The sequence below is a fragment of the Niveispirillum sp. GW835-FHT14G11 genome (assembly GCF_058793615.1).
The window spans coordinates 232,146-255,923 of sequence record NZ_JBXAFZ010000001.1 but is presented as its reverse complement, the minus strand read 5'-3'; the positions used below and the strand labels follow the sequence as shown (position 1 = coordinate 255,923).

The window sequence follows — 23,778 nt, the reverse complement described above, 5'->3', positions numbered from 1 at the left end:
CGGCTTCACCCTCAACGTCAAGCGATGGGGGCGAAGCCGATCAGGCCGGCGGCATAGTCATACATGTAGATATGGTTGCGCAGCGGGTGGATGCCGACATTCACCTTGTAGGGATCGGCTGCGTTGGTCGACTGGCCCAGATAAACGACATCCGCCGGTGTTTCCGGCGGCACGTTGGCCGGCGGGCTGTCCACGGTGAATGTATAGGACAGCAGCTGCGCGCCACCCTGCCCCACCAGTTCGATGCCGATCTGGGTGCCGATATTGGGCAGGAACTGCCGTTGCCCGGTGCCGCTTTCCAGCACGCCGGCAGGGATGAAACTGTCAGGCGCCACCATCAGCATCTGGTTGATGCCGGTATCCATCATGAAATTGGCGCTGGCGCTGGCCGGCTGCGCCTCCCCACTTCCCTTCAGGGTCAGCGTGGTCTGGGGCGGCGACCAGATCGGGCTGGATTGCCAGTTCATCGGGACCTGGTTTGTCTGGGCCGGGGCCAGCGGGAGTTCCGTTGGCGTCACCAGCTGCACATAGTCGAAGCCCGGAAAGCCAGGATCGGTATGGTCGGCACCGATGATGGCTGCCTGTTGCGTCAGCACGAAGCTTTGCGTCAGCGGCTGCTTCTGATCCCCGGCCGTGACATAGGCGTTCAACAGCGCATTGTAGGCGGGGTAAGAGGCCTGGGCGGCCACGCCCATCATGCCGCCATCGAAATCGGCCGGGTCGTTGATGACCAACACCATGCAGTTGCTGGCGATCATGTTGCCCGACGGATTGTCGATCAGGGTAACGGGCAGGAAGTACCAGGTGCCCGACCGGATATTGTTCGACGGCAGGTAATGCATCTGGCCTGGCCCGAAGCAGGGATAGTCATTCAGATTCAAGTCCGTGGGCAGATAATTCTGCCCGATGATCATGCCGCAGGAGCCGCTGTCCAGCTGAAACGTATGCGGCGCACTGCCGGCCACGCTGGCCTGCACGAAGAAGCCGCCCTGATCTACATCGGAGCTCTTGTACCCGAAGGAGAATGTGGTGCCTCCCATGTCCCGTACTCCTGAAGCGCAAGGTGAATGATCATAAGCCAAATAACTCTCTCCACGGGTATTTGCACGGCATTTATTGGTTAATATACCCGCAAAAGATGTAAACCGTAAGTGAATGACGCAGGGATTGACCCATGTCATCGCCCGGCGATGGTCGCGGTTTATGGTGCCGCCACTTCCTGGCATGCTGCCGGGAGGCATGACCCCGATTGCCGAGGAATCCGCCATGACCATCCGCAACCTGAACAGCCTGTTCAAACCCGCGTCGGTCGCCCTGATCGGGGCCAGTCGGCGGGAGAAATCGGTGGGCCAGGTAGTGGCTCGCAACCTATTCAATGCCGGCTTCGACGGGCCGATCATGCCCGTGAACCCGCGCGAACGGTCGATCGAGGGGGTGCTGGCCTATCCGTCCGTCGCCGACCTGCCCGTCACGCCGGAGCTGGCCGTCATCGCCACCCCGCCGGCCACGGTGCCGGGCCTGATCGCCGAACTGGGGGCACGCGGCACCAAGGCCGCCGTGGTCATCACCGCCGGGTTCGGGGAGATGGGGGAAGAGGGCAGGAAATTGCAGCAGGCCGTGCTGGACGCGGCGCGTCCGCACCTGCTGCGCATCATCGGGCCCAACTGCCTGGGCATCATGGTGCCCGGCCACGGGTTGAATGCCAGCTTCTGCCATGTGCCGCCGCTGAAGGGCGACATCGCCCTGGTGGCGCAGTCGGGAGCTGTGGTCACCAGCATCGTCGACTGGGCCACGCCGCGCGGCATCGGCTTTTCCCACCTGATCTCGCTGGGGTCCAAGGCCGATGTCGATTTCGGCGACATGTTGGATTATCTGGCCCAGGATGCGTCGGTACGGGCCATCCTGCTCTATGTGGAGGCCATCACCAGTGCGCGCAAATTCATGTCCGCGGCCCGCACCGCCGCCCGGTCCAAACCCGTCATCGTCATCAAGGCCGGGCGCAGCGAGGAAGGGTCGCGCGCCGCCAGTTCGCACACCGGTGCCCTGGCCGGGGCCGATGCCGTCTATGACGCCGCCTTCCGCCGCGCCGGCATGCTGCGCGTGGGGGAATTGGACGAGTTGTTCGCGGCGGTGGAAACGCTGGCCACCGGCGTGCAGATCAGCGGCGACCGGCTGGCCATCGTCACCAATGGCGGCGGCGTGGGCGTGCTGGCCACCGACACGCTGATCGCCGGCGGCGGCAAGCTGGCGCAGCTGGCGCCGGAGACACTGCAGCAACTGGACAAGGTGCTGCCGCCGACCTGGAGCCATAACAACCCCGTGGACATTATCGGCGACGCCGATGGCAAGCGCTATGCCGAAGCGCTGCAGATCGTCATGGCCGACAAGAATATCGACGGCGTGCTGGTTCTGAACTGCCCCACGGCCGTGGCCGACGGGCGCGACGCGGCCCAGGCCGTGGCCGACCTGGTGCGCGACCAGAACAGCCGGACCGGCGGCGGCCGCAAGCTGCCCGTGCTGGCCAGCTGGCTGGGCGAGCAACAGGCGGCCCCGTCACGCAAGCTTCTGGACCAGGCCCGCATCCCGCATTACCAGACGCCCAATCAAGCGGTTCGTGCCTTCCTGCATCTGGTGCAGTACCGGCGCAACCAGGAACTGCTGATGGAAATGCCGGCCAGCGTACCGGAACAGTTCGACGTGGACATGGGGGCCGTCCGGCCGATCATCGATCTGGCCCTGTCGGAAGGCCGGGGCTGGCTGTCGGAGTTCGAGGCGAAGGAGGTCCTGCGCGCCTATGGCATCCCGTGTGTCCAGACCGTCATCGCCGCCACCCCGGCGGAGGCGGAGCGCGCGGCGAAACGGCTGGGCGGGCGCATCGCGCTGAAGATCCTGTCGCGCGACATCACCCACAAGTCGGATATGGGTGGCGTGTCGCTGAACCTGCTGCCGGCCCAGGTCTGGGCGGAGGCCGAGGCCATGCTGGAGCGCATCAGGACCGCCCTGCCCGAGGCCCGGATCGAGGGCTTCACGGTGCAGGAAATGGCCCACCGGCCCGGTGCCCAGGAACTGATCCTGGGCATGGCGGACGACGCGCTGTTCGGGCCCGTCATCCTGTTCGGGGCCGGCGGCGTGGCGGTGGAGGTGCTGGACGACAAGGCGCTGGCCCTGCCGCCCTTGAACATGAACCTGGCGCGCGAGGCCATGGCCCGCACCCGCATCTACAAGCTTCTGCAAGGCTACCGCCATATGGCGCCGGCCGACCTGGATGCCGTGGCGCTGGCCATGACCAAGGTCAGCCAGCTGATCATCGACTTCCCGGAAATCGCGGAACTGGACATCAACCCGCTCTATGCCGACGAGGCGGGGGTGCTGGCGCTGGACGGCCGCATCAAGGTGAAACCGCTGACCGAACGGTCGCTGAAACGGCTGGCCATCCGCGCCTACCCCAAGAAGCTGGAACATACGGTCAAGCTGCGTTCCGGCCGGGAATTCCTGGTCCGGCCCATCCGGCCGGAGGATGAGCCCGCCATCCACGACATGGTGGCCGCCACCAGCGTGGAGGATTTGCGTCTGCGCTTCTTCGCGCCGCTGCGCCGCCTGTCCCACCAGATGGCGGCACGCCTGACCCAGATCGACTATGACCGGGAAATGGCGCTGGTCGCCATCCCCCTGGACGCGATGGATGCGGACCAGCCCGGCCCCATCTTCGGCGTGGTCCGCATCACCGCCGACCCGGACAATGAACGGGCCGAATATGCCGTGCTGGTGCGCAGCGACATGAAGGGCAAGGGCCTGGGCTCCCGCCTGATGCGCGAAATCCTGGCCTATGCCGAGAGCCGTGGCATCCATGAGGTGTTCGGCGAGGTCCTGCGCGAGAATGCCGGGATGCTGGGCCTGTGCCGCGACCTGGGCTTCACCCTTCATGACAGCGCCGAGGATCACGGCATCATGGAGGTCAGCTATCGGTTCGCGAAGAAGGCGTGATCACACTTTCTCAAACCGCGCCGGCTTGCCGAAGAAGCGGGTGGCCAGGTCGGTGATCCGTGCCGCGTCACCGGTGGTGAGGAATGTCACCTCTCCCCGGCCCGGACAGTCGAATTCGGGATGCCGGTCCAGATATGCCGTCAGGCTCCGGGCCGTCAAATCGGGCTGTGACAGCACCTCCACCCCCACCGGCAGGTTGGCGGTGAACAGGTCCGACACCAGCGGGTAATGGGTGCAGCCCAGCATCACCGCCTGCGGCATCACCCCGTCCAGCTGGATCATCAGCCCATCGACATAGCGGCGGACCACATCCTCCAGATGCTGGCGGGACGCGTCCTGCTCGATCAGGGGAACAAGGTCGGGGCAGGCCTGCTGCACCACCCGCACCTCCGGTGCGCGAGCCGCGATCTCGCGCGGATAGGCGCCGCTGTCCACCGTGCGGCTGGTGGCGAAGATGCCGATGGTCCGCGCCGCACCCACCGGGCGGCTGGCGGCCAATGCCGCCATCCAGGGCACGCCCGTTACTGCCTCCACCATGGGCACCAGCACACCCAGCACGCGCCGGCCGGGCCAGGCCTGATCCAGCCAGGTCTGCTGCAAGCGGCGCAAGGCCACGGCCGAGGCCGTGTTGCAGGCCAGGATGACCAGTTGGGCGCCATGGTCGAACAGACGCGACACGCCCGCCAGGGTCAGGTGATAGATCTCTTCCGGCGGGCGGTCGCCATAGGGGGCGTCGGCATGGTCTCCCAGATACAGAAAATCATGGGAGGCCAAGCTTTGATGCAGGGTCCGCAGCACCGTCAGCCCGCCATGACCCGAATCGAACACGCCGATCATTCCAAAACCCATCCCTGGAACCCGTATCCGCTGTTTAGCACGGGTTTGGGGCGATGAAAGGGCATTTCCGCCGCTTGCAAGCGGGCGCGGCCTGTGCCTAACTCCGCGACCATCATTGGTCCCGCGCTGGAGCGTTTGCGTCCCATGTCCCTGCTGATCCGTTCCCTGTTCGCCGCTTCCCTGACGCTGACCACCCTGCCGGCAATGGCCGCCAACCAGGACACCACCCGTCCGGTGGGCCCCACCCTGGGTGAGATCGTGAGACAGGCCGACCAGCCGGCCCGCCCGGCCACGCAGGCCGCCCCGCCGGTGCAGCTGCCGTCGGCCGCCAACCTGCCGACCATGGGCGATGTGGTGAAGCAGCAGGACGAACGCGCCAAGGCCGCCGCGGCAGCCGCACCCGGCTGCACCCGTCCCAAGGCGCCGGGCAAGCTGCCCGATGGCAAGACCGCGACCGAGGCGGAGATGCGTGACGCGCAACTGGCGGTGAAGGCCTATGTCACGGAATCCGAAGCTTTCAATGTCTGCCTGGACAAGCTGGTGAAGGCCTCACTGAATCGCATTTCTGGACAGGAGTATCTGGCCCTGATCCAGCAGTACGACCTGACCGTGTCGGCCATGCAGATCTTCGCCGAGCGCTTCAACGTGCAGCTGCGCGCCTATCGCGCCAAGGCCGGCGGCGGGCAGTAACTTGCACCCTGGCCGGCCTCTCCCGTAGAAAGGGGGGATACATGGCCGGAGGGTTGGGGAATGCTGCGCCGTCAATTCGCACTGCTCTGTCTGGGCCTTGCCGCCCTGGCCCTGCCCGCCAAGGCGCAGGAGAAGCTGGTCTTCGCCACAGACTGGCGGGCCCAGGCCGAACATGGCGGCTTCTATCAGGCCCTGGCCGCCGGGCTCTACAAGGCACGCGGCCTGGATGTCACCCTGCGCCAGGGCGGCGTGGGCATGGACCCGCAGCAATTGCTGGCCGCCGGTGCCATCGACGCCGCCATGGGGTCCAACGGCTATTTCACCTTGAACCTGGTGGAGGCCGGAGCACCCGTGGTGACCGTGGCCGCCCTGTTCCAGAAGGACCCGGTCATCCTGATGTCGCATGACCGGCCGGACGTGAACAGCCTGGCCGATATGAAGGGCAAGCCCATTTCCATCGGCGATCCCACGGTCCACACGATCTGGCGCTATCTGAAATCCCGCTATGGATTCGAGGATGCGCAGATCCGCAAATATACCTTCAACATCGCCCCCTTCCTGGTGAACAAGCAGGCGATCCAGCAGGGCTATGCCACGTCGGAGCCGCTGACGGCGATGAAGGGCGGGGTCAAACCCAAGGTCTTCCTGCTGGCCGATGACGGGTACCTGTCCTATGCGTCCACCATCATGGTGCGCAAGGATCTGGCCGCCCGGAAACCGGAACTGGTCCGCGCCTTCGTGGAGGCGTCGATCGAGGGCTGGAAACAGTATCTGCAGGGCGACCCGTCCGCGGCCAACGCCCTGATCAAGCGCGACAATCCGGAAATGGACGATGAGACGCTGGCCTATGCACGCGCCAAGATGATCGAATATGGGCTGGTGGAAAGCGGCGATGCGCTCAAGCAGGGCATCGGCACCATGACCCCCGACCGCTGGGAGGCCTTCACCGGGCAGATGGTGGCGCTCGGTATCTACAAGCCCGGCATCGACTGGCGCCAGGGCGTGGATTTCAGCTTTTTGCCGAAGCCGTAATCAAATCGCACTAGCATTCCGGTAGTAGGCGCATGGACGCGGCGGCTCATTGGAACAATGGGCACATTCGGTGCCGCCCCCTCTACCGTCACCCCGGCGAAAGCCGGGACCCAGCGTAAGGCGCGGTCAGCGCCGACATGAGTCTTATCGCGGCAGACGCCGCTCTACACTGGGCCCCGGCTTTCGCCGGGGTGACGGTGGAGGAAGCTGAATTCTCGGGCACCCACTGTTTCGCGGGGAATAATTCCCAAAAACAAAACCCCCGCCGGTCGCCCGGCGGGGGTTCGCATATCCGTACCCGAAGGTGCCGGATATCAATAACGATAATGATCCGGCTTGAACGGACCGGCCACCGGCACGGCGATATAGTCGGCCTGGGCCTGGCTGAGGACGGTCAGTTTGGCGCCGATCTTGTCCAGGTGCAGGCGGGCCACCTTCTCGTCCAGGTGCTTGGGCAGCACATAGACCTTGTTCTCGTACTTGGCATGGTTCTGCCACAGCTCGATCTGGGCCAGCACCTGGTTGGTGAAGCTGGCGGACATCACGAAACTGGGGTGACCGGTGGCGCAGCCCAGATTGACCAGACGGCCCTTGGCCAGCACGATCAGGCGCTTGCCGTCGGGGAACACGACTTCATCGACCTGCGGCTTCACTTCGTCCCAGACATAGTTCTGCAGGGAAGCGATCTGAATTTCGCTGTCGAAATGGCCGATATTGCAGACGATGGCACGGTCCTTCATGGCGCGCATGTGATCCAGCGTGATCACATCGACATTGCCCGTGGCGGTCACGAAGATGTCGCCCAGCGGGGCGGCGTCTTCCATGGTGACGACCTGATAGCCTTCCATGGCGGCCTGCAGCGCGTTGATCGGATCGATCTCCGTCACCAGAACGCGGGCACCCTGGGTGCGCAGGCTGGCGGCGGAACCCTTGCCCACATCGCCATAGCCGGCGACGACGGCGACCTTGCCGGCGATCATCACGTCGGTGGCGCGCTTGATGCCGTCCACCAGCGATTCGCGGCAACCATACAGGTTGTCGAACTTCGACTTGGTGACGCTGTCATTGACGTTGATGGCGGGCACCTTCAGGGCGCCGACCTTGACCATCTCGTACAGGCGATGCACGCCGGTCGTGGTCTCTTCCGACAGGCCCTTCACCTCGGCCAGCATCTCGGGATACTTCTCATGCATGATCTGGGTGACGTCGCCGCCATCGTCCAGGATCATGTTCGGGGTCCAGCCATCGGGCCCGCGCAGCGTCTGCTCGATGCACCACCAGAATTCCTCTTCCGTCTCACCCTTCCAGGCGAAGACCGGGATGCCGGCGGCGGCAATGGCGGCGGCGGCCTGATCCTGGGTGGAGAAGATGTTGCACGATGACCAGCGCACGGTGGCGCCCAGCGCCGTCAGCGTCTCGATCAGCACGGCGGTCTGGATGGTCATGTGCAGGCAGCCGACGATGCGGGCACCGGCCAGCGGCTTGGCAGCGCCGAATTCCGCACGCAGGGCCATCAGGCCCGGCATCTCGGTCTCGGCGATGGTGATTTCCTTGCGGCCCCAGCCGGCCAGCGAGATGTCGGCGACCTTATAATCGGTAAAGGCGGTCATGATGGCTCCCTGTCGCGCGGTGGCGCGACCCCATTGGGTTTTACGAAAGACAGGTTTACGAAAACGCAACCAGCGGCAGGCCATGATGACCGCCGTATCTGGTGCTGGATGTATCAGGCGGAGCGCTGGCGGGCAAGCATAAAGATATCTTTATGTGTGCATCTGTTTATTGCCGTTTGGTGTCGGCTCCGCGACACTTTGACGCCAGCCATGTGCATTGGGCGGATTGCCACCCCCGGTGGGCTGGCGGACTATCGTATGCGATGGGGGCGTTTTCGGGTGGGACAGGACATGGATGATGGTGATCGGGAAGAGGGCGGCAGCCGGCGGATTGTGACGACCGAGGGTCAGTCGGACGAACAGCGGCGGCAGGCCCGGCAGGCCGAGCACATCCGGGAGATGGAGCGGCTGATGCGCGGTGCGGCCGCCTTCTCTCGCCGCAGTACGGATTGATTGTTCCGGTCAGGCCGGGGGTACGCCCCTGGCCAAGAATCCCTTCGTCACGCGCACAGCCTCCGCGAGGCCAACCTTGCGCACCTCTACCCCTTCCGGGAAGGCGCCGATCAGGCGGGACGGCATCATCGGGTCCAGCAGCACGAACACGCCCTGATCATCGGCGCGGCGGACCAGCCGGCCGAAGGCCTGGCGCAGACGCAGGCGGGTGATCATGTCATCGAAGCCGCGCCGGGCGGCGATCTTGTCGAAATAGTTGCGCCGCGCCTTGTGCAGGATATCCGGCCGCGGCCAGGGCACGCGGTCGAAGACGATCAGGCGCAAGGATCGGCCCGGCACGTCCACCCCGTCGCGCACCGCATCGGTGCCCAGCAGGCAGGCATCCTCCTCCCCGCGGAAAATATCCACCAAGGTGGGCACATCCATGCCGTCCAGATGCTGGGCCAGCAGCGGGATGCCCGCCGCCTCCAGCGGTTCGGCGATGCGTTCATGCACGCCGCGCAGCCGCTGGATGGCGGTGAACAGGCCCAGCCCGCCGCCGCCCGCTGCCAGGAACAGCTCCCGGTACGCCGCCGCCACCTGCCCCAGATCATCCTTGCGCACATCATTGACCACCAGCACCCGCGTCTGGCTGCCATAGTCGAAGGGGCTGGGCACGGCGGCGCGCAGGGCCGTGGCCCCCATATGCACGGTGCCGGTGCGCAGATGGGCCGCCTGCCAGTCCTGCTCCATGTCGCCCGTGCCGTCGGTCAAGGTGGCGCTGGTCAGGACCAGTCCATGGGCAGCGGTGCCCACCGTGTCAGCGAACGGAATGGTCGGGTCCACCCAATGCCGGTACATGCCCAGATCGAAATCACGGCCATCGACCCGTTCCACCCCGAACCAGTCCACGAATTTGCGCGGCGTCTCCCCCTTCAGGCTTTGCAGCATCAGGCGCCAGCCATTCACCTCGTTCTGCGCCCGGCGCTTGCAGGCCCGCGCCACGCTGTCCATGCGGCGACGGGTTTCCGTATCCAGTTCGTCGCTTTCCTCGTCCAGCATTTCGACCAGCCGGTCAGCCAGCTTTTCCAGCGGCGTGGCCAGCTTCAACAGGGCGATGTCCAGATCGTCGGCCAGGTCCAGCAGGCCCTCGACCACGGGCTTGCAGTCGGTCTCCAGGCTATAGGGATTGTCCACGCCCTGGGCGCGGGCATAGACCTGTCCACGCACCGCCGCCAGGAACGACTCCAGCGGCCCCTTGGTCTCCCCGCCATGGATGCGCTGCGACCAAGCTTCGCCCGGCAGGATCTGGGCCGCCTGCTGGATCTCCTGCAACAGGTCCAGGGCAGGCTTATCGCCACCGACCAGATCCTCCACCCGCCGGCGCAGACCGCGCGCCCGGCTGCGGCCCGATACCTCGGCCCCCAGCAACCAGCGGCGCAGTTCGGCGGCCTCGGCCGCCGTCAGGTGCCCGGCAAACGCATTGTCGGCGGCATCGAACACATGATGGCCCTCATCGAACACATACCGCGTGGGCACATAGGCATCGTCACCGCCGCCCAATGCTGCCTGCACCATGACCAGGGCATGGTTGGCCACCACGATGTCGGCCTTGCGCGCCCGCCTGACCGATTTCTCGATGAAGCAGCGGGAATAATGGGCACACGCATTATAGACGCACTCGCCGCGCCGGTCGGCCAGCCCCTGGGTGCGGCCCTTGCCCAGGATGTCGACCAGCCAGCCGGGGAAATCGCCGCCCGCCATGTCGCCATCGCGGGTCGCCGCCGCCCAGCGCGCCATCAGGCCGATGGCGGTGGCATAGGCCGGCTGGGTATGGGCGATGTTGGCCGCTTCCTCCAGGTTCAGCAGGCACAGGTAATTCTCCCGCCCCTTGCGCACCACCACCCGCTTGGCCTTCACCGCCGGGTCGGGATGCAGCCGGTCCAGTTCCTTGTCGATCTGCTGCTGAAGCTGTCTTGTGTAGGTCGATATCCAGACGGGACCGTTATTCTTCTCCGCCCAGACCGTGGCCGGCGCCAGATAGCCCAGGGTCTTGCCCACGCCCGTCCCCGCCTCCGCCAGAACCACGCGCGGCACGCCCTGTTCGTCGCGCGGGGTGAAGGCGGTGGACACCGCACTGGCATAATCGGCCTGCTGCGGCCTGGGTTCGGCCGCAGCCCCGCTGCCCACCAGTTCCGCCAGGCGCCAGCGCGCTTCGGCCGGTTCCACGGGGATATGGCCAGGTGGCGGTTCCGGTGCTTCCGCCTGCCATTCCTTCAACCCGTTCCAGACCATCAGCCCGCGTCGCGCCCGCCCGTCGCCCGGCCCGTGCGGCAGGCCCAGCGCCGCCATCACCGACGGTGCCCAGGACCAGCCGGCATTGCCCATGAACCAGCCGATGCCGGCGGCGTCCGACCGCTCGCGCGGCTGCCTGCGCTTCTCCCCGTCCGGTTCCGGCCGGTTATTCTCGGCCAGTTCCGACAGAAGCGCGCGGGCGCTGTCGATCAGGGACAGGGCCTCGGCCTCCGGATCGGCGGGGATGGGCTGTCCCGTCACCTCGGCCAGCCCCTTGGGCGTGGGCAGGCAGAACCGGGCCGGTCGCACAAAGGCGAACAGTTCCAGCACATCGAACGGATCGGCCATCCGCTCCGTCTTCAACCGTCGGCCAACGGCGCGGGCATGGGCCAGGATGACATTCTGGTGACGCAGGCGATAGGCCGCCTCGTCATGCGGGATCAGGTCCACCTCGCCATCCGGCGTCACCCAGGTGACGCCGCGCGCCCCCACCACGATGGCCGGCGCATCGGGCAGCAGCAGGCGCGGCGGTGCCGTGCGCAGCTTTGCCGGTGCGTCAGGCGCCGTGTCGGCACCGGGCCGGCGGAAGGGGACAATCTCGCTCATGGCGGCGGAGTATAGGGGAGTCCCGCCGTCATGCATCAACAAAACAGGAACATCACGAATCCGTCAGCGGGGCAGCAGTCGATCCAGCGCCGCCGCCACGGCCGTCATGCCGGCAAGGTTGGGATGGTAGGGGGCGCTCCCGGCGGGTACCGGGTAGCCATTCATCCAGGCTTCCGCCCCGCAGGCCCCATGGTCACGCGACAATTCTGATGCCTTCAGGATCAGGGCGCCGGCCTTGGCCGCCGCTTGTACCGTCAGGTCGCGCACTCGTTGGTCGATCCCGCGCAACCGGTCGGCATCCTCCTCGCGCAATGGCGTGGCCGTGCAGGTGCCGGTTGGCGGCAATATCGCGGGATAATCGACAAAGACCAGCAACGCCTTCGGCGCTTTCGCGCGAACAGCGGTCGCGATCCGGTCCAACGCCGCCGCCAGGCGGTTGAAGCCTTCCTCATCCGGCCAGGCAGGCGCCCGGCACTTGTCGGCCGCCGGGCCGGTACCGCCGGCAATGGCCCGACACGACAGCGACATCATCGTGCCGACATAGCCGACATCATTGCCCCCGATCGTCACGGTGACCAGCCGCGTGTCGGGGCCGATCGCCGCCGCCTGGGCCGGCAACTCGTTCCAGCCCTCCAGCACCGCCCCGGTCGTGGCCCCCGAACAACTGACATCCACCAGGGCGAGACCGCGACGGGCCGCCAGTTGATGCGCATAATTCCGGGTGGAGCGGGCACAGCGGGCCGGCGCGTCGGCGAGATAGGGCGGCAAGCCGGGGCCGGCGGCAAAGGAACTGCCCATGGCGACATAGGTCGCGCCCGGCGGCAGTACCGGCTCCCGCCCGGCACAGGCGGACAGGATCACGGCCATCAGAGCAAGCAGGGCGAAGCGCATTACGGACACCATCTGGTTCAACCGCGCGCATGCTAAAGGAAAATGACCCGGCCCCCAACAAAGGGGGGCCGGGTTGACCGCAGATCGGTTTCGGGGGGCGGGATCAGGCGGACCGGATGCCTGACAGGAAGCTCTCCACCCGATCCTTCATCACCTCCGCCTGCTCGCCCAGGCTGCGGGCCGCCCCCAGCACCTGGGTGGCCGATGCGCCGGTCTCGCCTGCCGCCTGGGTCACGGTGGCGATGTTGGCCGACACTTCACGCGTACCCAGGGCCGCCTGCTGCACATTGCGGCTGATTTCCAGCGTGGTGGCGTTCTGCTGTTCGACAGCGGATGCGATGGTGGCCATGGCCTCGTTGATCTGGCTGATGGTGCCGGTGATCGACTGGATGGCGCCCACGGCGTCGCCGGTCACCGCCTGCATCGACTGGATCTGCTGGCCGATCTCCTCCGTCGCCTTGGCGGTCTGGTTGGCCAGGCTCTTCACCTCCGACGCCACGACGGCGAAGCCCTTGCCGGCCTCTCCCGCCCGCGCCGCCTCGATCGTGGCGTTCAGCGCCAGCAGGTTGGTCTGGCTGGCGATTTCGGAGATCAGCTGGACCACGGTACCGATGCGCTGCGCCGCCTCGGCCAGGGTCCGCACCGTCTCGTTGGTGCGGGCAGCCTGATCGGTGGCACGGTCGGCCACCTGAGTGGAATGCACCACCTGGCGGGAGATTTCCTGGATGGAGCTGGCCATCTCCTCCGCCGCGGACGCCACCGTCTGCACATTGGCGGCCGTCTGGTCGGCGGCGCTGGCGGTGGCGGTGGCCTGGGCGCGGGTTTCCTCCGCGATGGCGGTCATGCCCTGGGCGGTCGCGTCCAGCTGGCTGGTGGCACCCGCCACCGATCCCAGCACGGCCGACACCTCGCCATCAAAACGGGCGATCAGCCCTTCCATCACCTGGGTGCGGCGCAGCTTGGCCTCCTGCTCGCGCGCCTGCTCGGCGGCCAGTTCATCGGCGCGAATGGCGTTCTGGCGGAACACCTCCAGCGCACGGGCCATGCCGCCCACCTCGTCCTTGCGGTCCAGCCCGTCGATATGGATCGTCTTGTCGCCGCCGGCCAACAGACCCATCTGGTCCGTCATGGCGCGGATGGGGCGGGCGATGGCCCCGGCCAGCGACAGGCCGGCCACGATGGCGATGACCAGCGAGCCGACGGCCCCCGCGATGGTGGCGGCATTGGCCATGCTGAACGCGTCTTCCAGGCCATCGCGCCGGCTTTCCAGCAGGGTGCGCTCGATATCCTGCACTTCCTGCACCTTGGCCCGGATGGCATCCATGCGATCCTTGCCGGCACCAGTGGCGGCATTGGCGCGGGTGGCCTCGCGGGTGGCAGGGTTCTTGATGCCCTCGATCACGGGCGCGGCCACTTCGACATTCCAGGCGTCCGACGCCGCCTTGATCTCACGCAGCCGGGCCTGTTGCGCCGGGTTGTCGGCGACCAGATCCATGACCTTGGCATAGTTGGCATCGAAGGTCTTCAGCCCCTGGTGATAGGGGGCAAGGAAATCAGCATCGGCCGTCAGCATATAGCCGCGCAGGCCGGTTTCCTGGTCGACCTTGGCCGTGGACAGCAGGCGCACCGTGCGCATCACCTCATAGGTGTGGATCGTCTCGGCATTACCATGCTCGATGAAGGCCAATTGTCCGCGATTGATGGTGCCGACCACGGCGGAGGTCAGCACCAGGGCGCCGAAAGCGATCAGCAATTTGCGGCCAATCGACAGATCGCGCAATCTTGCAAGCATGCTTGTCTCCAATTTACGCCCCATGGCAGTTTCTGCCGACGCAGGCAAAGAGGTGGCAACACCGCCCATGGAACAATGGGCGGAACGGGGATCATCAAGATTTCATTGTATGTCTGGTTAACAGCGATCCGGTAACCAGATAAAATCAAAAATAGCTGTAACGAATTTTATTTAATTTACCTCTACTTGCAGTCGTCACTTTCTCTTCCTTCATTTCAAAATTGATTGACCTTGCTAGAATTAAGGCGGGCGAGTTTATCTTCAAGCGGCCATAGCGCCAGAATCGTTGTAACTTTCGGGGTAATACGACAGCTAAGACCAACGTCGCCCAGGGCTACCCCGTCCCGTCACAGGAACAGGGCCAGCACCCCGGTATAGCCGTAAAGCTGGGCATTGGAGATTTCGCCGCCAGCGAAAAAGCCGGTCAGGGGGAAATCGCCCAGATGCCGGCGGATAAGCTGCGTCTCCACCCCTTCCCGGCCGAACAGCCGGGCACCGCGGGCCACGCAGGTGACATAGATGCCGGCCTTGGGCGCTTTGCCACCCAGGCGGCGTTTCAGCCCGTCCAGCATGCGCACCAGGTCAGCTTCCGCGGCCGCGGCGTCGCGGCGGCAGAACTGGATGGCCTGGCCGTCGGCGACATTCTCCCCGATGGCGATCCAGCCGCGTTCCAGGTCAATGGCCGTCAGGTCGCGGACCAGTCGGTCGCCGCGATCATCGCCGCGGATGGGCAGGCCCGCCATGACCAGCCCGCCGATGCGGCGCAGATCGCCGGCCAGTTCCGGGCCGATATCGGCCTTCAGCGCCGCCAGGGCCGGTGCCCCGTCGATCTCCATCACCACATGGGCGTCGGCCCTGGTGATGGTGCGGACGGGGCCGATGGGCGTGCAGCCCTGGGTCAGGCCGGTGGCGACGGCGATATCGGCATCGAACATCATCCCCGACAGGCCCGGCCCGGTATCATGCCCGCACAGCACCGCCTGTTCCCCGCGCGATGCGGTCAGGCCGCCGACGATGAACCCGCCCGTGCGCCCGGCCACATCGGTCAGCAGCGTCGGCAGGCGGGCATGGCGCGGATCGCCATGCATCAGCATCAGCAAGGGCGCATGGTCACGCAACCAGGGCTGGATCGCGTCCAGGGGCGCCACGCCGTCGGTCAGCGGGCGCAGCAACTGCATTCCCTCATCGGGCAACCGCCCGATCAGGACGGAGATGGCGGGCCGGTCGTAAAGTTCGATGCCGGTGCCGACCACGCCCAGACCGACCGTCCCCACCCAGTCGCGCACGCCGGTGACACCGCGCAGCAGGGTGGCAATGGAACCCACCTGATCGGCAAGGTGGTCGGTGACATAGAGCAGGCCGACATTGGCCCCCGGCACCGGCGAAAGATTGTCCAGGCAATGCTTGGCAGCACTGGCCCAGTCCGCACCCGTGCCGGTGGCGCTGGCGAACGCACCCGTCACTTCGCACCCGCCTTGATCTTGTCCAGTGCCGCCGTGACCGTGGGCAGGATGCGGGTGACGATCACCGCCACCCCTTCCGCCGTCGGGTGCATTCCATCCTCCAGATTCAGCTTCGGGTCCATCGCCACCCCGTCCAGGAAGAAGGGGTAGAGCGGCACGCCATGCTTCTTCGCCAGTTCCGGATAGATGGCATCGAAGACCTTGCCGTATTCGCTGCCCAGGTTGCGGGGTGCCAGCATGCCGGCCAGGACGACGGGCACGTTCTTTTCCTTCAGCCTGGTCAGGATCATATCCAGGTTTTCCCGCGTGCGGGCCGGGTCGATGCCGCGCAGGCCGTCATTGGCCCCCAGTTCCACGATCATCAGGCCCGGCTTGTCCGCCAGGATCCAGTCCAGCCGCGACAGGCCGCCCGATGTCGTCTCCCCCGACACGCCGGTATTGGGGACGCTGACATCATAGCCTTTGGCCTTCAGCGCCGCTTCCAGCTGGCTGGTGAAGGCGCCTTCGCGCGGCAGGCGATATCCCGCCGACAGGCTGTCGCCCAGCACGATGATCTTTATCGGCGCTGGTGTGACCTGCGCCACCGCAAGCGATGGTGCCAAAAGGCACAAAAGCATCAGGATCATTGTGCCGATTCGGTTGAAAGCGCCCCCCAAGGGGCCATATCGGTTCGGATCACCCTTGCTGCGAAGGTTTGTCATGGCGATGCCCATTGTTCCGGCCGATCCCGTTGTCCAGTTGCGCGATATCCGCCTTAAGCTGGAGAGCGAGGCGGGCAGCGTCAACATCCTGAAAGGCATCGACCTGCATGTCGGGCGCGGCGAAAAGGTGGGCGTGGTCGGTCCCAGCGGGTCGGGCAAGTCATCCATGATGATGATTCTGGGCGGTTTGCAGCCGCCCACGTCGGGCTCCGTACAGGTCAAGGGCCATGAGTTGACCCGGATGAGCGAGGATGAACTGGCGCGGTTCCGCCGGGACGAGGTGGGGATCGTCTTCCAGTCCTTCCACCTGATCCCCACCATGACCGCGCTGGAGAATGTCGCCATCCCGCTGGAATTTGCAGGATCCCCCGACGCGTTCGAGCGGGCGCAGAAGGGGCTGGAGGCAGTCGGCCTGGGCCATCGCCTGACCCATTATCCCGGACAGCTGTCGGGCGGGGAGCAGCAGCGCGTGGCGCTGGCCCGGGCCTTCGCACCCGAACCCTCCCTGCTGCTGGCGGACGAGCCGACGGGCAATCTGGATGGCGAGACTGGCAAGCGCATCATCGAGCTGATGTTCGCCATGGCCGACCGGGTGGGCACCACCATCGTCCTGATCACCCATGATCCCAGCCTGGCGCGGCAATGCGACCGGGTCATCCGGCTGGTCGACGGCCTGATCGTGGATGATACGCGCGGCGACGTGAAGCATCTGGCGGCGGGGCGGTGATGACGGCCACGACCCTTTCCCAAGGTACCAGCACCGGTGCGGCCCATGGCGGCACCTTGTCGCAATGGAAGCTGGCCTTCACCATCGCGCGGCGGGAGCTGCGCGGCGGCCTGTCGGGCTTCCGCATCTTCATCGCCTGCCTGGCCATCGGCGTCGGCGCGATTGCCACGGTGCAGTCCATCTCCAGCGGCATCGAAGATGCGATGCGCAGCGACGGGCGCGCCATCCTGGGCGGCGACGTGGCAGCCCGCATCCTCTACCGCCAGGCCACGCCGGAACAGATGGCGTTCCTGACGGCGCGCGGCGAGGTCATGATTTCGGCCGAAATGCGCGCCATGGCGCGTGATCCCGACGATGGCGGCACCAGTGCGCTGGTGGAGCTGAAATCGGTCGGTGCCAATTACCCGCTCTATGGGACCTTCGACATCCAGGGTCCGGACGGGCAGCCGCAGCCGGCCGACATCCAGGCCCTGCTGGCCGCGCGCGAGGGCCGATTCGGTACGGTGATCGAGGATACGCTGGCCGGCCGCCTGAACCTGACGGTCGGATCGCTGGTCAGCATCGGCGGCATCAATGTCGAAGTGCGCGGCCTGATCGCGCGCGAACCGGACAAGGCCGGCTCCGGCAGCTTCAGCCTCGGCCCCCGCCTGATGCTGTCCGACGCCGCCCTAGCCACGACCGAACTGGTGCAGCCCGGCAGCCTGATCACCTGGTCCTATCAGGTGAAGCTGAACCCCAGCGTCACCATCCAGGATTTCCGCGATCAGGCCAAGGCGGAGGTGGCGGACGCCCCCTGGCGCCTGCGTGATTACATGAACGCCGCCCCGCAGCTGGCCCGCTTCATCGACCGCATGACCCTGTTCCTGACCCTGGTGGGGCTGACGGCCCTGCTGGTCGGCGGGGTGGGCGTGGGCAATGCCGTGCGGGCCTATCTGGACACCAAGTCCAACACCATCGCCACGCTGAAATGCGTGGGCGCCCCCGGATCGCTGATCTTCAAGACCTACCTGATCCAGATCCTGGCTTTGGCCGCCGTCGGCATCGCCCTCGGGCTGGTGGTGGGCACGGTGGCGCCGCTGGCCACGGGCCAGACCCTGTCGCAAGTGCTGCCGATCACGGCGCGCATCGGCGTCTATCCCGGCGCGCTCGCCATCGCCGCCGGCTTCGGTTTTCTGACCGCACTCGCCTTCTCGCTCTGGCCGCTGGGCCATGCGCGGGAGGTGCCGGCCGTGGCCCTGTTCCGCGAACTGGTGCAGAAGACCAAGGGAAGGCCGCGTGCCGCCTATCTGGCGGGCATCGCCGTATCCGGTCTGGGGCTGGGGGCGCTGGCCGTCGCAACGGCGCAGGAAAAGGGCTTCGCCGCCGCCTTCGTCGTCGGGGCGCTGGCCGTGCTGGGCCTGTTCTGGCTGGCCGGCATCGGTGTCACCCGCGCCGCCAAGGCGGCGGGGCGGCCCCGCCTGCCCGTCCTGCGGCTGGCGCTGGCCAATATCCACCGGCCGGGCAGCCCGACCAGTGCGGTGGTCCTGTCGCTGGGTCTGGGCCTGACCGTGCTGGTCGCCATCGCCCTGATCGAGGGGAATTTCCAGAAGGAAGTGTCGGACCGGCTGCCCGCCAATGCGCCCGCCTTCTTCTTCGTCGATATCCAGCCCGACCAGGTGGAGGATTTTCGCCAGACCGTCCTGGCCGTGCCCGGCACATCCGACCTGAACCTGGTCCCCAACCTGCGCGCCCGCATCGTGGCCGTGAATGGGGAAGAGGCGGAGAAGGCGCTGAAGACCAAGGAATATTCCTGGGTCCTGAATGGCGATCGCGGCATCACCTATCAGGCGCAGGCACCGGAGGGCGACAAGGTGCTGGCCGGCCAGTGGTGGCCCGCCGATTACCAAGGCCCGCCAAAACTCGCGGTATCCAAGGAGATCGCGGAAAGCTTCGGCATCGGGCCGGGGGCGACGATCACCATCAATGTCCTGGGCCGCGACATCACGGGAGAGGTGGCTGTGGTCCGCGAGTTGGACTGGGACACGATCACCATCAACTTCACCCTGGTCTTCTCCCCCGGCGTGCTGGAGGCGGCACCGCAGACCTTCCTGGCCACGGTGCAGGCGCCGGAAGCGGCCGAAGCCGCGGTTCAGCGTAACGTGGCCGTGAAGTTCAGCAATATCAGCGCCGTGCGCGTCAAGGACGCCCTGGATACGGTGTCGGAGATCCTGGTCAATGTCGGGCTGGCCGTGCGTCTGACGGCGGCGGTGACGCTGCTGGCCGGTACGCTGGTGCTGGCCGGCGCGGTTGCGGCTGGTCATAAGCGGCGCGTCTATGACGCCGTCGTGCTGAAGGTGCTGGGCGCCACGCGCACCACCGTGCTGCGCGCCTTCCTGCTGGAATACGGGTTGCTGGGCCTGATCACGGCGGCCGTCGCGGGAATTCTGGGCACCATCGTCGCCTGGATCGTGGTCACGGAAGTGATGGATTTCGGCTTCGTCTTCATGCCCTGGGCCGTAATCAGCACGGCCTTACTTTGTACCGCGATCACGTTGACCTTGGGATTCATTGGCACGTGGCGGGCCCTTGGCCAGCCGGCCGCCCCTATCCTTCGGATTGATTGACGACAACTGCCGCTGTCTGTTGTAGATATGTATGTGATCGTTGCCCACGCGCGATAGGCGTGGGCAATAAACGGTATGTATCGGATGGGATTGCGATGCAGGTGGCGACGATGGAACCGGCGAAGACGGCCGACGGTACAGGCCCGATCCCGGACGAGGCGTTGAATGCCAAGCTGCTGGCCTGCTGGCAGGCGGCTCTCAACACCGATGATCCCGAGGAAAGCCAGCGCTGGGTCGACATGGCCGAATGGCTGGCCCATCGCGACGATGATCAACCTGCGCCCTCCAGCCGCAAGCGCTCGACCGCCGAACGCCGCCGCTTTCCCCGCGTGCCCGTGCGCAGCACCGCCCTGTTCGCTCTGGGTGATCGGGTGATCAGGGGGGAGACGGTGAACCTGTCCCGCATCGGCGCCTGCTTCGCCTGCACCGGACCGGAAGGGCTGGTGGTGGAGATGACGGGCATCTTCTCCGTCCGCGGCTGGGTGGAGGATCGCCCCGCCCGCATCGTGTCGCTGGAGCCGGGACAGATACGTTTACAGTTCGACTGAAGCGGGCGATGTCCGCTCAAGCAAAAAAACCCCGCCGTCCAAGCCGGACGGCGGGGTTTTTCTTGGGGCTGGCAAGCTGCCTGACGGATCAGGCGGCGGCCTTGCGCTGTTCGACGGCGGCAACGAAGTTGCGCAGCATGGCATCGACCAGCTCGCTCATGTCCTCATTGCTCTTGGCCGTCAGCAGGACGCGGTCCTGCACGATGGCCTCGTCCGACCACTGGGCACCGGCGGCCTCCAGGGCGGCCTTGGCGCTCTCCGCACCGGTGACGGTGCGGCCCTTGATGCGCTCCACCAGGGCCAGCAGCTCAACGCCCTTGCCGAAGGCGGCAATGCCCTTGCCGCTGTCAACGAAGCTGCCGATGATCCGGCGGGTATGCGGGTTGGTCGCCAGCTTGGCCACCGAACGGTCGCCGCCGGGCAGGACCAGAAAATCGAAATCGGCGGCCAGAACCTCACCGACATGGCGGTCGGTGGGGAAGTAATGACCCCAGGATGCACCATGCCAGCCATTCACCAGGCCCTGTTCGGGCGAAATCACCTTCGGCTTGGCACCGGCCTTCAAGAGGGCGCGCTGCGGATCCGTCATCTCCAGTTCCTCGAAGCCATTGGCAACGAGAATGGCGATGTTCTTTCCGGCAAGCAGTTGTTCGGTCAAAGTGTCGTCTCCTTCTGGGTGGGTCCACCGGGCCCGGCACCGATCCGGGATCGATGAAGCCATGGACGGTGATCATTCCGGCCGGGCCGGAATGTTCGAATTTTGCCATGCCGAAAGCGGCGTCCGATCCCGATCCCGTTCATCCGGCCCCAAAGGCACGGCTGGCCGGCATGGGAGCCGGCACAGGATAGATCCAGGTACGCCGTGAGCGTCCGCGCGAACCCGTTGAACAGGGTCGGTCGGTTCTCGGGCCCCCTTGGCATCCCATCTGGGGATAGGGGGCGGGTTACGTCTTTTCATGCATGGGCCGGTAATTGGCCCTTCGCGTGCGCAAGGTCAATCCGCATTTCCCTCAGACCAGCCATCACACGATGGTGGGCGGGATGATAAGGGGGATGTTAACCCTTCAGACGGCCTGAACCGGGCGCCGTTCCAGCATGATATCCGTGGCATCGTCGCCGGTCAGGGTGAATCCGGCCCGGCTCAGCAGCCGGCGGGCCGGATTGTCATAGAACAGGCTGGCACGCAGCGTGCGGCTGGCCTGATCGGCCACGGTACACAGGGCGGACAGCACCTTCGTCCCCCGCCCCTGGTCGCGCACACCGGGCAGCAGCGTCAGGTCCAGCAGGGTGGCGATACCGTGCGACGGCCAGTCCAGCATCAGCATGCCGATGGTCCGGCCACTTTCCCCCAGCAGCAGGGTCACGGCCCCCGGATGCTGCCGGCCCAAGCCGGACAGCCGCCCCTCCACCTGGGCGCCCACCAGGACGGAACGCGCCGATCCGGGAATGCCGGCCAGCATCTGCGCGGCATCGGCCCCGACGATCTGGCGCAGCAGGGCACGGTCGCCCTTCAGCGCGACGCGTGCCTGTATACCGTCCAATGAAGCGATCACGGCGGCGATCGGGTCGGTGAAGGGAACCTGTGTCATGGCGCAACGATCCTGGGTTGCATGAAGCACCCACGATAACCGCCCGCCTACCCGCTTCGCCTGTGAATTGCTTCACGCCGCGTACGGGGCGATAGGGCCCCGATGATATGTCGGGGCCAATCGGCTCATTCTGCCGCGGCCCCGGCGGTCGGCAACGGATAGGCTAGGAAGCGCTTGCGCAGCTCCGTCTTCAGCAGCTTACCCGTCGCTGAATGCGGTAGCTCGGGAACGAAGACGATGTCGTCGGGCAGCCACCATTTGGCCACCTCCGCTTCCAGGTGGCGCATCAGCGCCGCCTTGTCGGGCTCGTGCCCGGCGCGTGGCACGATGATCAGCAGCGGGCGTTCCACCCAGCGCGGGTGCGGCACACCGACCACCGCCGCCTCCTGCACCGACGGATGGCCCATGGCAGCGTTTTCCAGGTCGATGGAGCTGATCCATTCGCCGCCCGACTTGATCACGTCCTTGGCACGGTCGACGATGCTCATGGCGCCATCGGCGCTGATCACCGCCACGTCACCGGTCTTGAACCAGCCATCGGGGGTAAAGGCGCTCTCATTGGCCTTTTCGTCCTTGTAATAGCCGCGGGTGATCCAGGGTCCGCGCACGGCCAGCTCGCCATAGGAGGTGCCGTCGCGCGGCTGGTCGCCGCCATCGGGACCGATGACGCGCATCTCCACGCCATAGAGCGGGCGGCCGGCGCGCAGCTTGGCGTCATGCTGCTGTTCGATGGGCAAGGCGGCTTCGGCCTGCGACAGCGCCCCAACGGTGCCCACCGGCGACAGTTCCGTCATGCCCCAGCCCTGGACACAGGCCACGCCATGGGTCAGCTCGAACTCCTCCAGCATGGCGCGCGGCAGGGCGGAACCGCCGACCGTCACCGATTGCAGGCTGGTGAACTTGACCCCTGTGGCCCGCATATGGGCCAGCAGACCCAGCCAGACCGTGGGCACGCCCGACGAGACGGTGACCTTCTCCTGCTCCATCAACTCATACACGCTTTTGCCGTCCAGCCGGGGGCCCGGCAGCACCAGTTTGGCCCCGATAATGGCGGCGGCATAGGGATAGCCCCAGGCATTGGCATGGAACAGCGGCACCACCACCAGCACGCTGGCGGACGATCTGATCTCCAGCCCCGGCGCGGTCAGCACACCATAGGCATGCAGCACCGACGAGCGGTGGGAATAGAGCACGCCCTTGGGATTGCCCGTGGTGCCTGAGGTGTAGCAGAGACCGCAGGCCGTGTTCTCGTCGAATTCCGGCCAGTCATACTCGTCGCTCTGGGCGGCCAGCAGCGTCTCGTAACAAAGCAGATTGGGGATGACGGCACTGGTGGGCATCAGCTCCGGGCGGGTCAGGACGATGACGCCTTCCACCCCTTTGAAGGCGGGCCACAGCTTTTCCACCAACGGCACGAACATCGGATCGACGAACAGGAACCGGTCTTCGGCATGGTTGACGATATAGGTGATCTGGTCGGGGAACAGGCGCGGATTGACCGTGTGGCAGACGGCCCCGATCCCTGGTAGGGCGTAGTAAAGCTCCAGATGCCGATGGTCGTTCCAGGCCAGGGTACCCACCCGGTCGCCCGGCTTCACGCCCAGCGCGTCCAGCGAATGGGCCAGCCGCGCCGACCGGTGCCAGGCATCCTTCCACGTATAGCGATGCGGACCCTCCACAGCGAAGCGCGAGGTGATCTGCTGATCCCCGTAATTCAGCGCGGCATGCCGCAGCAGACCGGTGGTCAGCAGCGGCCGGTCCATCATCATTCCAGCAAGCATGTGGATCTTCCTCCCCAGGGTTTGTCGGCCAAGCCTTCTTGACATGGCTTGCATGCGTATAGCTTGGGGTTTTCCGCTGCCGGTTTCCAGAGGGATTTAAACGCTTGTTCCAGAAAATGCCGGCGATGGGGAGGGGGCACGGGCCATAAAAAACCCGGCCGCCGTTGCCGGGGCCGGGTTGCGATGGGAGCGGCTCT

18 protein-coding genes are annotated in these 23,778 nt (G+C 66.1%); 7 read left to right on the top strand and 11 right to left on the bottom strand.

The genetic code is table 11. The features are described 5' to 3' along the window. Positions 1 to 17: 17 nt before the first annotated feature. Complete coding sequence (locus AC1Q7F_RS01270) at positions 18 to 1,040, bottom strand: hypothetical protein (protein WP_492502990.1); 1,023 nt, start codon at positions 1,038 to 1,040, stop codon at positions 18 to 20. A gap of 226 nt (positions 1,041 to 1,266) precedes the next feature. Between AC1Q7F_RS01270 and AC1Q7F_RS01265 the strand changes: the two genes are divergently transcribed. Next, positions 1,267 to 3,984, top strand: a complete 2,718-nt coding sequence (locus AC1Q7F_RS01265; protein WP_492503886.1) for a bifunctional acetate--CoA ligase family protein/GNAT family N-acetyltransferase — start codon at positions 1,267 to 1,269, stop codon at positions 3,982 to 3,984. Here the strand turns inward: AC1Q7F_RS01265 and murI are convergent, their stop codons facing one another. Beyond that, a complete protein-coding gene (murI, locus tag AC1Q7F_RS01260; RefSeq protein WP_492502988.1) occupies positions 3,985 to 4,821 on the bottom strand; it encodes a glutamate racemase in 837 nt (278 codons plus the stop codon). It lies immediately after the preceding gene. A 144-nt stretch (positions 4,822 to 4,965) separates the two neighbouring features. On the opposite strand from murI, the gene AC1Q7F_RS01255 reads away from it, so the two are divergent. Both AC1Q7F_RS01255 and AC1Q7F_RS01250 read left to right on the top strand, forming a co-directional pair. Further along, positions 4,966 to 5,511, top strand: coding sequence for a hypothetical protein (locus tag AC1Q7F_RS01255; RefSeq protein ID WP_492502986.1), 546 nt, complete (start codon positions 4,966 to 4,968; stop codon positions 5,509 to 5,511). A gap of 60 nt (positions 5,512 to 5,571) precedes the next feature. Continuing rightward, entirely contained in the window at positions 5,572 to 6,543 is a 972-nt protein-coding gene (locus AC1Q7F_RS01250) for an ABC transporter substrate-binding protein (RefSeq protein ID WP_492502984.1), read from the top strand. A gap of 314 nt (positions 6,544 to 6,857) precedes the next feature. Here the strand turns inward: AC1Q7F_RS01250 and ahcY are convergent, their stop codons facing one another. Further along, entirely contained in the window at positions 6,858 to 8,153 is a 1,296-nt protein-coding gene (gene ahcY, locus AC1Q7F_RS01245) for an adenosylhomocysteinase (RefSeq protein WP_492502982.1), read from the bottom strand. 291 nt (positions 8,154 to 8,444) lie between these two features. On the opposite strand from ahcY, the gene AC1Q7F_RS01240 reads away from it, so the two are divergent. Then, positions 8,445 to 8,606, top strand: a complete 162-nt coding sequence (locus tag AC1Q7F_RS01240; protein ID WP_492502980.1) for a hypothetical protein — start codon at positions 8,445 to 8,447, stop codon at positions 8,604 to 8,606. A 9-nt stretch (positions 8,607 to 8,615) separates the two neighbouring features. Here the strand turns inward: AC1Q7F_RS01240 and AC1Q7F_RS01235 are convergent, their stop codons facing one another. From AC1Q7F_RS01235 to AC1Q7F_RS01215, 5 genes are all read right to left on the bottom strand, one after another. After that, positions 8,616 to 11,486: an ATP-dependent DNA helicase gene (locus tag AC1Q7F_RS01235; protein ID WP_492502978.1), complete on the bottom strand. Its 2,871-nt coding sequence runs from the start codon at positions 11,484 to 11,486 to the stop codon at positions 8,616 to 8,618. A gap of 63 nt (positions 11,487 to 11,549) precedes the next feature. After that, positions 11,550 to 12,389: an SGNH/GDSL hydrolase family protein gene (locus AC1Q7F_RS01230; protein WP_492502976.1), complete on the bottom strand. Its 840-nt coding sequence runs from the start codon at positions 12,387 to 12,389 to the stop codon at positions 11,550 to 11,552. A gap of 91 nt (positions 12,390 to 12,480) precedes the next feature. Next, positions 12,481 to 14,169 (bottom strand): methyl-accepting chemotaxis protein, encoded by a 1,689-nt coding sequence (locus tag AC1Q7F_RS01225; protein ID WP_492502974.1) that lies wholly within the window; start codon positions 14,167 to 14,169, stop codon positions 12,481 to 12,483. 347 nt (positions 14,170 to 14,516) lie between these two features. Then, positions 14,517 to 15,632, bottom strand: coding sequence for an FIST signal transduction protein (locus tag AC1Q7F_RS01220; protein WP_492502972.1), 1,116 nt, complete (start codon positions 15,630 to 15,632; stop codon positions 14,517 to 14,519). After that, entirely contained in the window at positions 15,629 to 16,258 is a 630-nt protein-coding gene (locus AC1Q7F_RS01215; RefSeq protein ID WP_492502970.1) for an arylesterase, read from the bottom strand. The genes AC1Q7F_RS01220 and AC1Q7F_RS01215 overlap by 4 nt, the downstream gene beginning before the upstream one ends. A 73-nt stretch (positions 16,259 to 16,331) precedes the next feature. Here AC1Q7F_RS01215 and AC1Q7F_RS01210 point away from each other — a divergent pair, with 73 nt between their 5' ends. The 3 genes from AC1Q7F_RS01210 to AC1Q7F_RS01200 all read left to right on the top strand — a co-directional run bounded on the left by AC1Q7F_RS01210 (position 16,332) and on the right by AC1Q7F_RS01200 (position 20,211). After that, positions 16,332 to 17,060, top strand: coding sequence for an ABC transporter ATP-binding protein (locus AC1Q7F_RS01210; protein WP_492502968.1), 729 nt, complete (start codon positions 16,332 to 16,334; stop codon positions 17,058 to 17,060). Beyond that, positions 17,060 to 19,663, top strand: a complete 2,604-nt coding sequence (locus AC1Q7F_RS01205) for an ABC transporter permease (RefSeq protein WP_492502966.1) — start codon at positions 17,060 to 17,062, stop codon at positions 19,661 to 19,663. The genes AC1Q7F_RS01210 and AC1Q7F_RS01205 overlap by 1 nt, the downstream gene beginning before the upstream one ends. Positions 19,664 to 19,758: 95 nt before the next feature. Further along, positions 19,759 to 20,211 carry a PilZ domain-containing protein gene (locus AC1Q7F_RS01200; protein ID WP_492502964.1) on the top strand — a complete coding sequence of 151 codons (453 nt, stop codon included), beginning with the start codon at positions 19,759 to 19,761 and terminating at the stop codon, positions 20,209 to 20,211. 88 nt (positions 20,212 to 20,299) lie between these two features. On the opposite strand, the gene AC1Q7F_RS01195 is transcribed toward AC1Q7F_RS01200, so the two are convergent. The 3 genes from AC1Q7F_RS01195 to AC1Q7F_RS01185 all read right to left on the bottom strand — a co-directional run bounded on the left by AC1Q7F_RS01195 (position 20,300) and on the right by AC1Q7F_RS01185 (position 23,581). Further along, complete coding sequence (locus AC1Q7F_RS01195; protein WP_492502962.1) at positions 20,300 to 20,869, bottom strand: DJ-1/PfpI family protein; 570 nt, start codon at positions 20,867 to 20,869, stop codon at positions 20,300 to 20,302. 406 nt (positions 20,870 to 21,275) lie between these two features. Next, entirely contained in the window at positions 21,276 to 21,800 is a 525-nt protein-coding gene (locus tag AC1Q7F_RS01190; RefSeq protein ID WP_492502960.1) for a GNAT family N-acetyltransferase, read from the bottom strand. Between the two features lie 125 nt (positions 21,801 to 21,925). Next, positions 21,926 to 23,581 carry a long-chain-fatty-acid--CoA ligase gene (locus AC1Q7F_RS01185; RefSeq protein WP_492502958.1) on the bottom strand — a complete coding sequence of 552 codons (1,656 nt, stop codon included), beginning with the start codon at positions 23,579 to 23,581 and terminating at the stop codon, positions 21,926 to 21,928. Between the last annotated feature and the right edge of the window lie 197 nt (positions 23,582 to 23,778).

Bases quoted from the DNA above. Each gene is read 5' to 3' on its own strand.
- ahcY (WP_492502982.1), bottom strand. From the start codon at position 8,153: ATGACCGCCTTTACCGATTATAAGGTCGCCGACATCTCGCTGGCCGGC.
- AC1Q7F_RS01255 (WP_492502986.1), top strand. From the start codon at position 4,966: ATGTCCCTGCTGATCCGTTCCCTGTTCGCCGCTTCCCTGACGCTGACC.
- AC1Q7F_RS01200 (WP_492502964.1), top strand. From the start codon at position 19,759: ATGCAGGTGGCGACGATGGAACCGGCGAAGACGGCCGACGGTACAGGC.
- AC1Q7F_RS01230 (WP_492502976.1), bottom strand. From the start codon at position 12,389: ATGGTGTCCGTAATGCGCTTCGCCCTGCTTGCTCTGATGGCCGTGATC.
- AC1Q7F_RS01190 (WP_492502960.1), bottom strand. From the start codon at position 21,800: ATGACACAGGTTCCCTTCACCGACCCGATCGCCGCCGTGATCGCTTCA.
- AC1Q7F_RS01265 (WP_492503886.1), top strand. From the start codon at position 1,267: ATGACCATCCGCAACCTGAACAGCCTGTTCAAACCCGCGTCGGTCGCC.
- AC1Q7F_RS01215 (WP_492502970.1), bottom strand. From the start codon at position 16,258: ATGATCCTGATGCTTTTGTGCCTTTTGGCACCATCGCTTGCGGTGGCG.
- murI (WP_492502988.1), bottom strand. From the start codon at position 4,821: ATGATCGGCGTGTTCGATTCGGGTCATGGCGGGCTGACGGTGCTGCGG.
- AC1Q7F_RS01225 (WP_492502974.1), bottom strand. From the start codon at position 14,169: ATGCTTGCAAGATTGCGCGATCTGTCGATTGGCCGCAAATTGCTGATC.
- AC1Q7F_RS01240 (WP_492502980.1), top strand. From the start codon at position 8,445: ATGGATGATGGTGATCGGGAAGAGGGCGGCAGCCGGCGGATTGTGACG.
- AC1Q7F_RS01185 (WP_492502958.1), bottom strand. From the start codon at position 23,581: ATGCTTGCTGGAATGATGATGGACCGGCCGCTGCTGACCACCGGTCTG.
- AC1Q7F_RS01250 (WP_492502984.1), top strand. From the start codon at position 5,572: ATGCTGCGCCGTCAATTCGCACTGCTCTGTCTGGGCCTTGCCGCCCTG.
- AC1Q7F_RS01205 (WP_492502966.1), top strand. From the start codon at position 17,060: ATGACGGCCACGACCCTTTCCCAAGGTACCAGCACCGGTGCGGCCCAT.
- AC1Q7F_RS01270 (WP_492502990.1), bottom strand. From the start codon at position 1,040: ATGGGAGGCACCACATTCTCCTTCGGGTACAAGAGCTCCGATGTAGAT.
- AC1Q7F_RS01210 (WP_492502968.1), top strand. From the start codon at position 16,332: ATGGCGATGCCCATTGTTCCGGCCGATCCCGTTGTCCAGTTGCGCGAT.
- AC1Q7F_RS01235 (WP_492502978.1), bottom strand. From the start codon at position 11,486: ATGAGCGAGATTGTCCCCTTCCGCCGGCCCGGTGCCGACACGGCGCCT.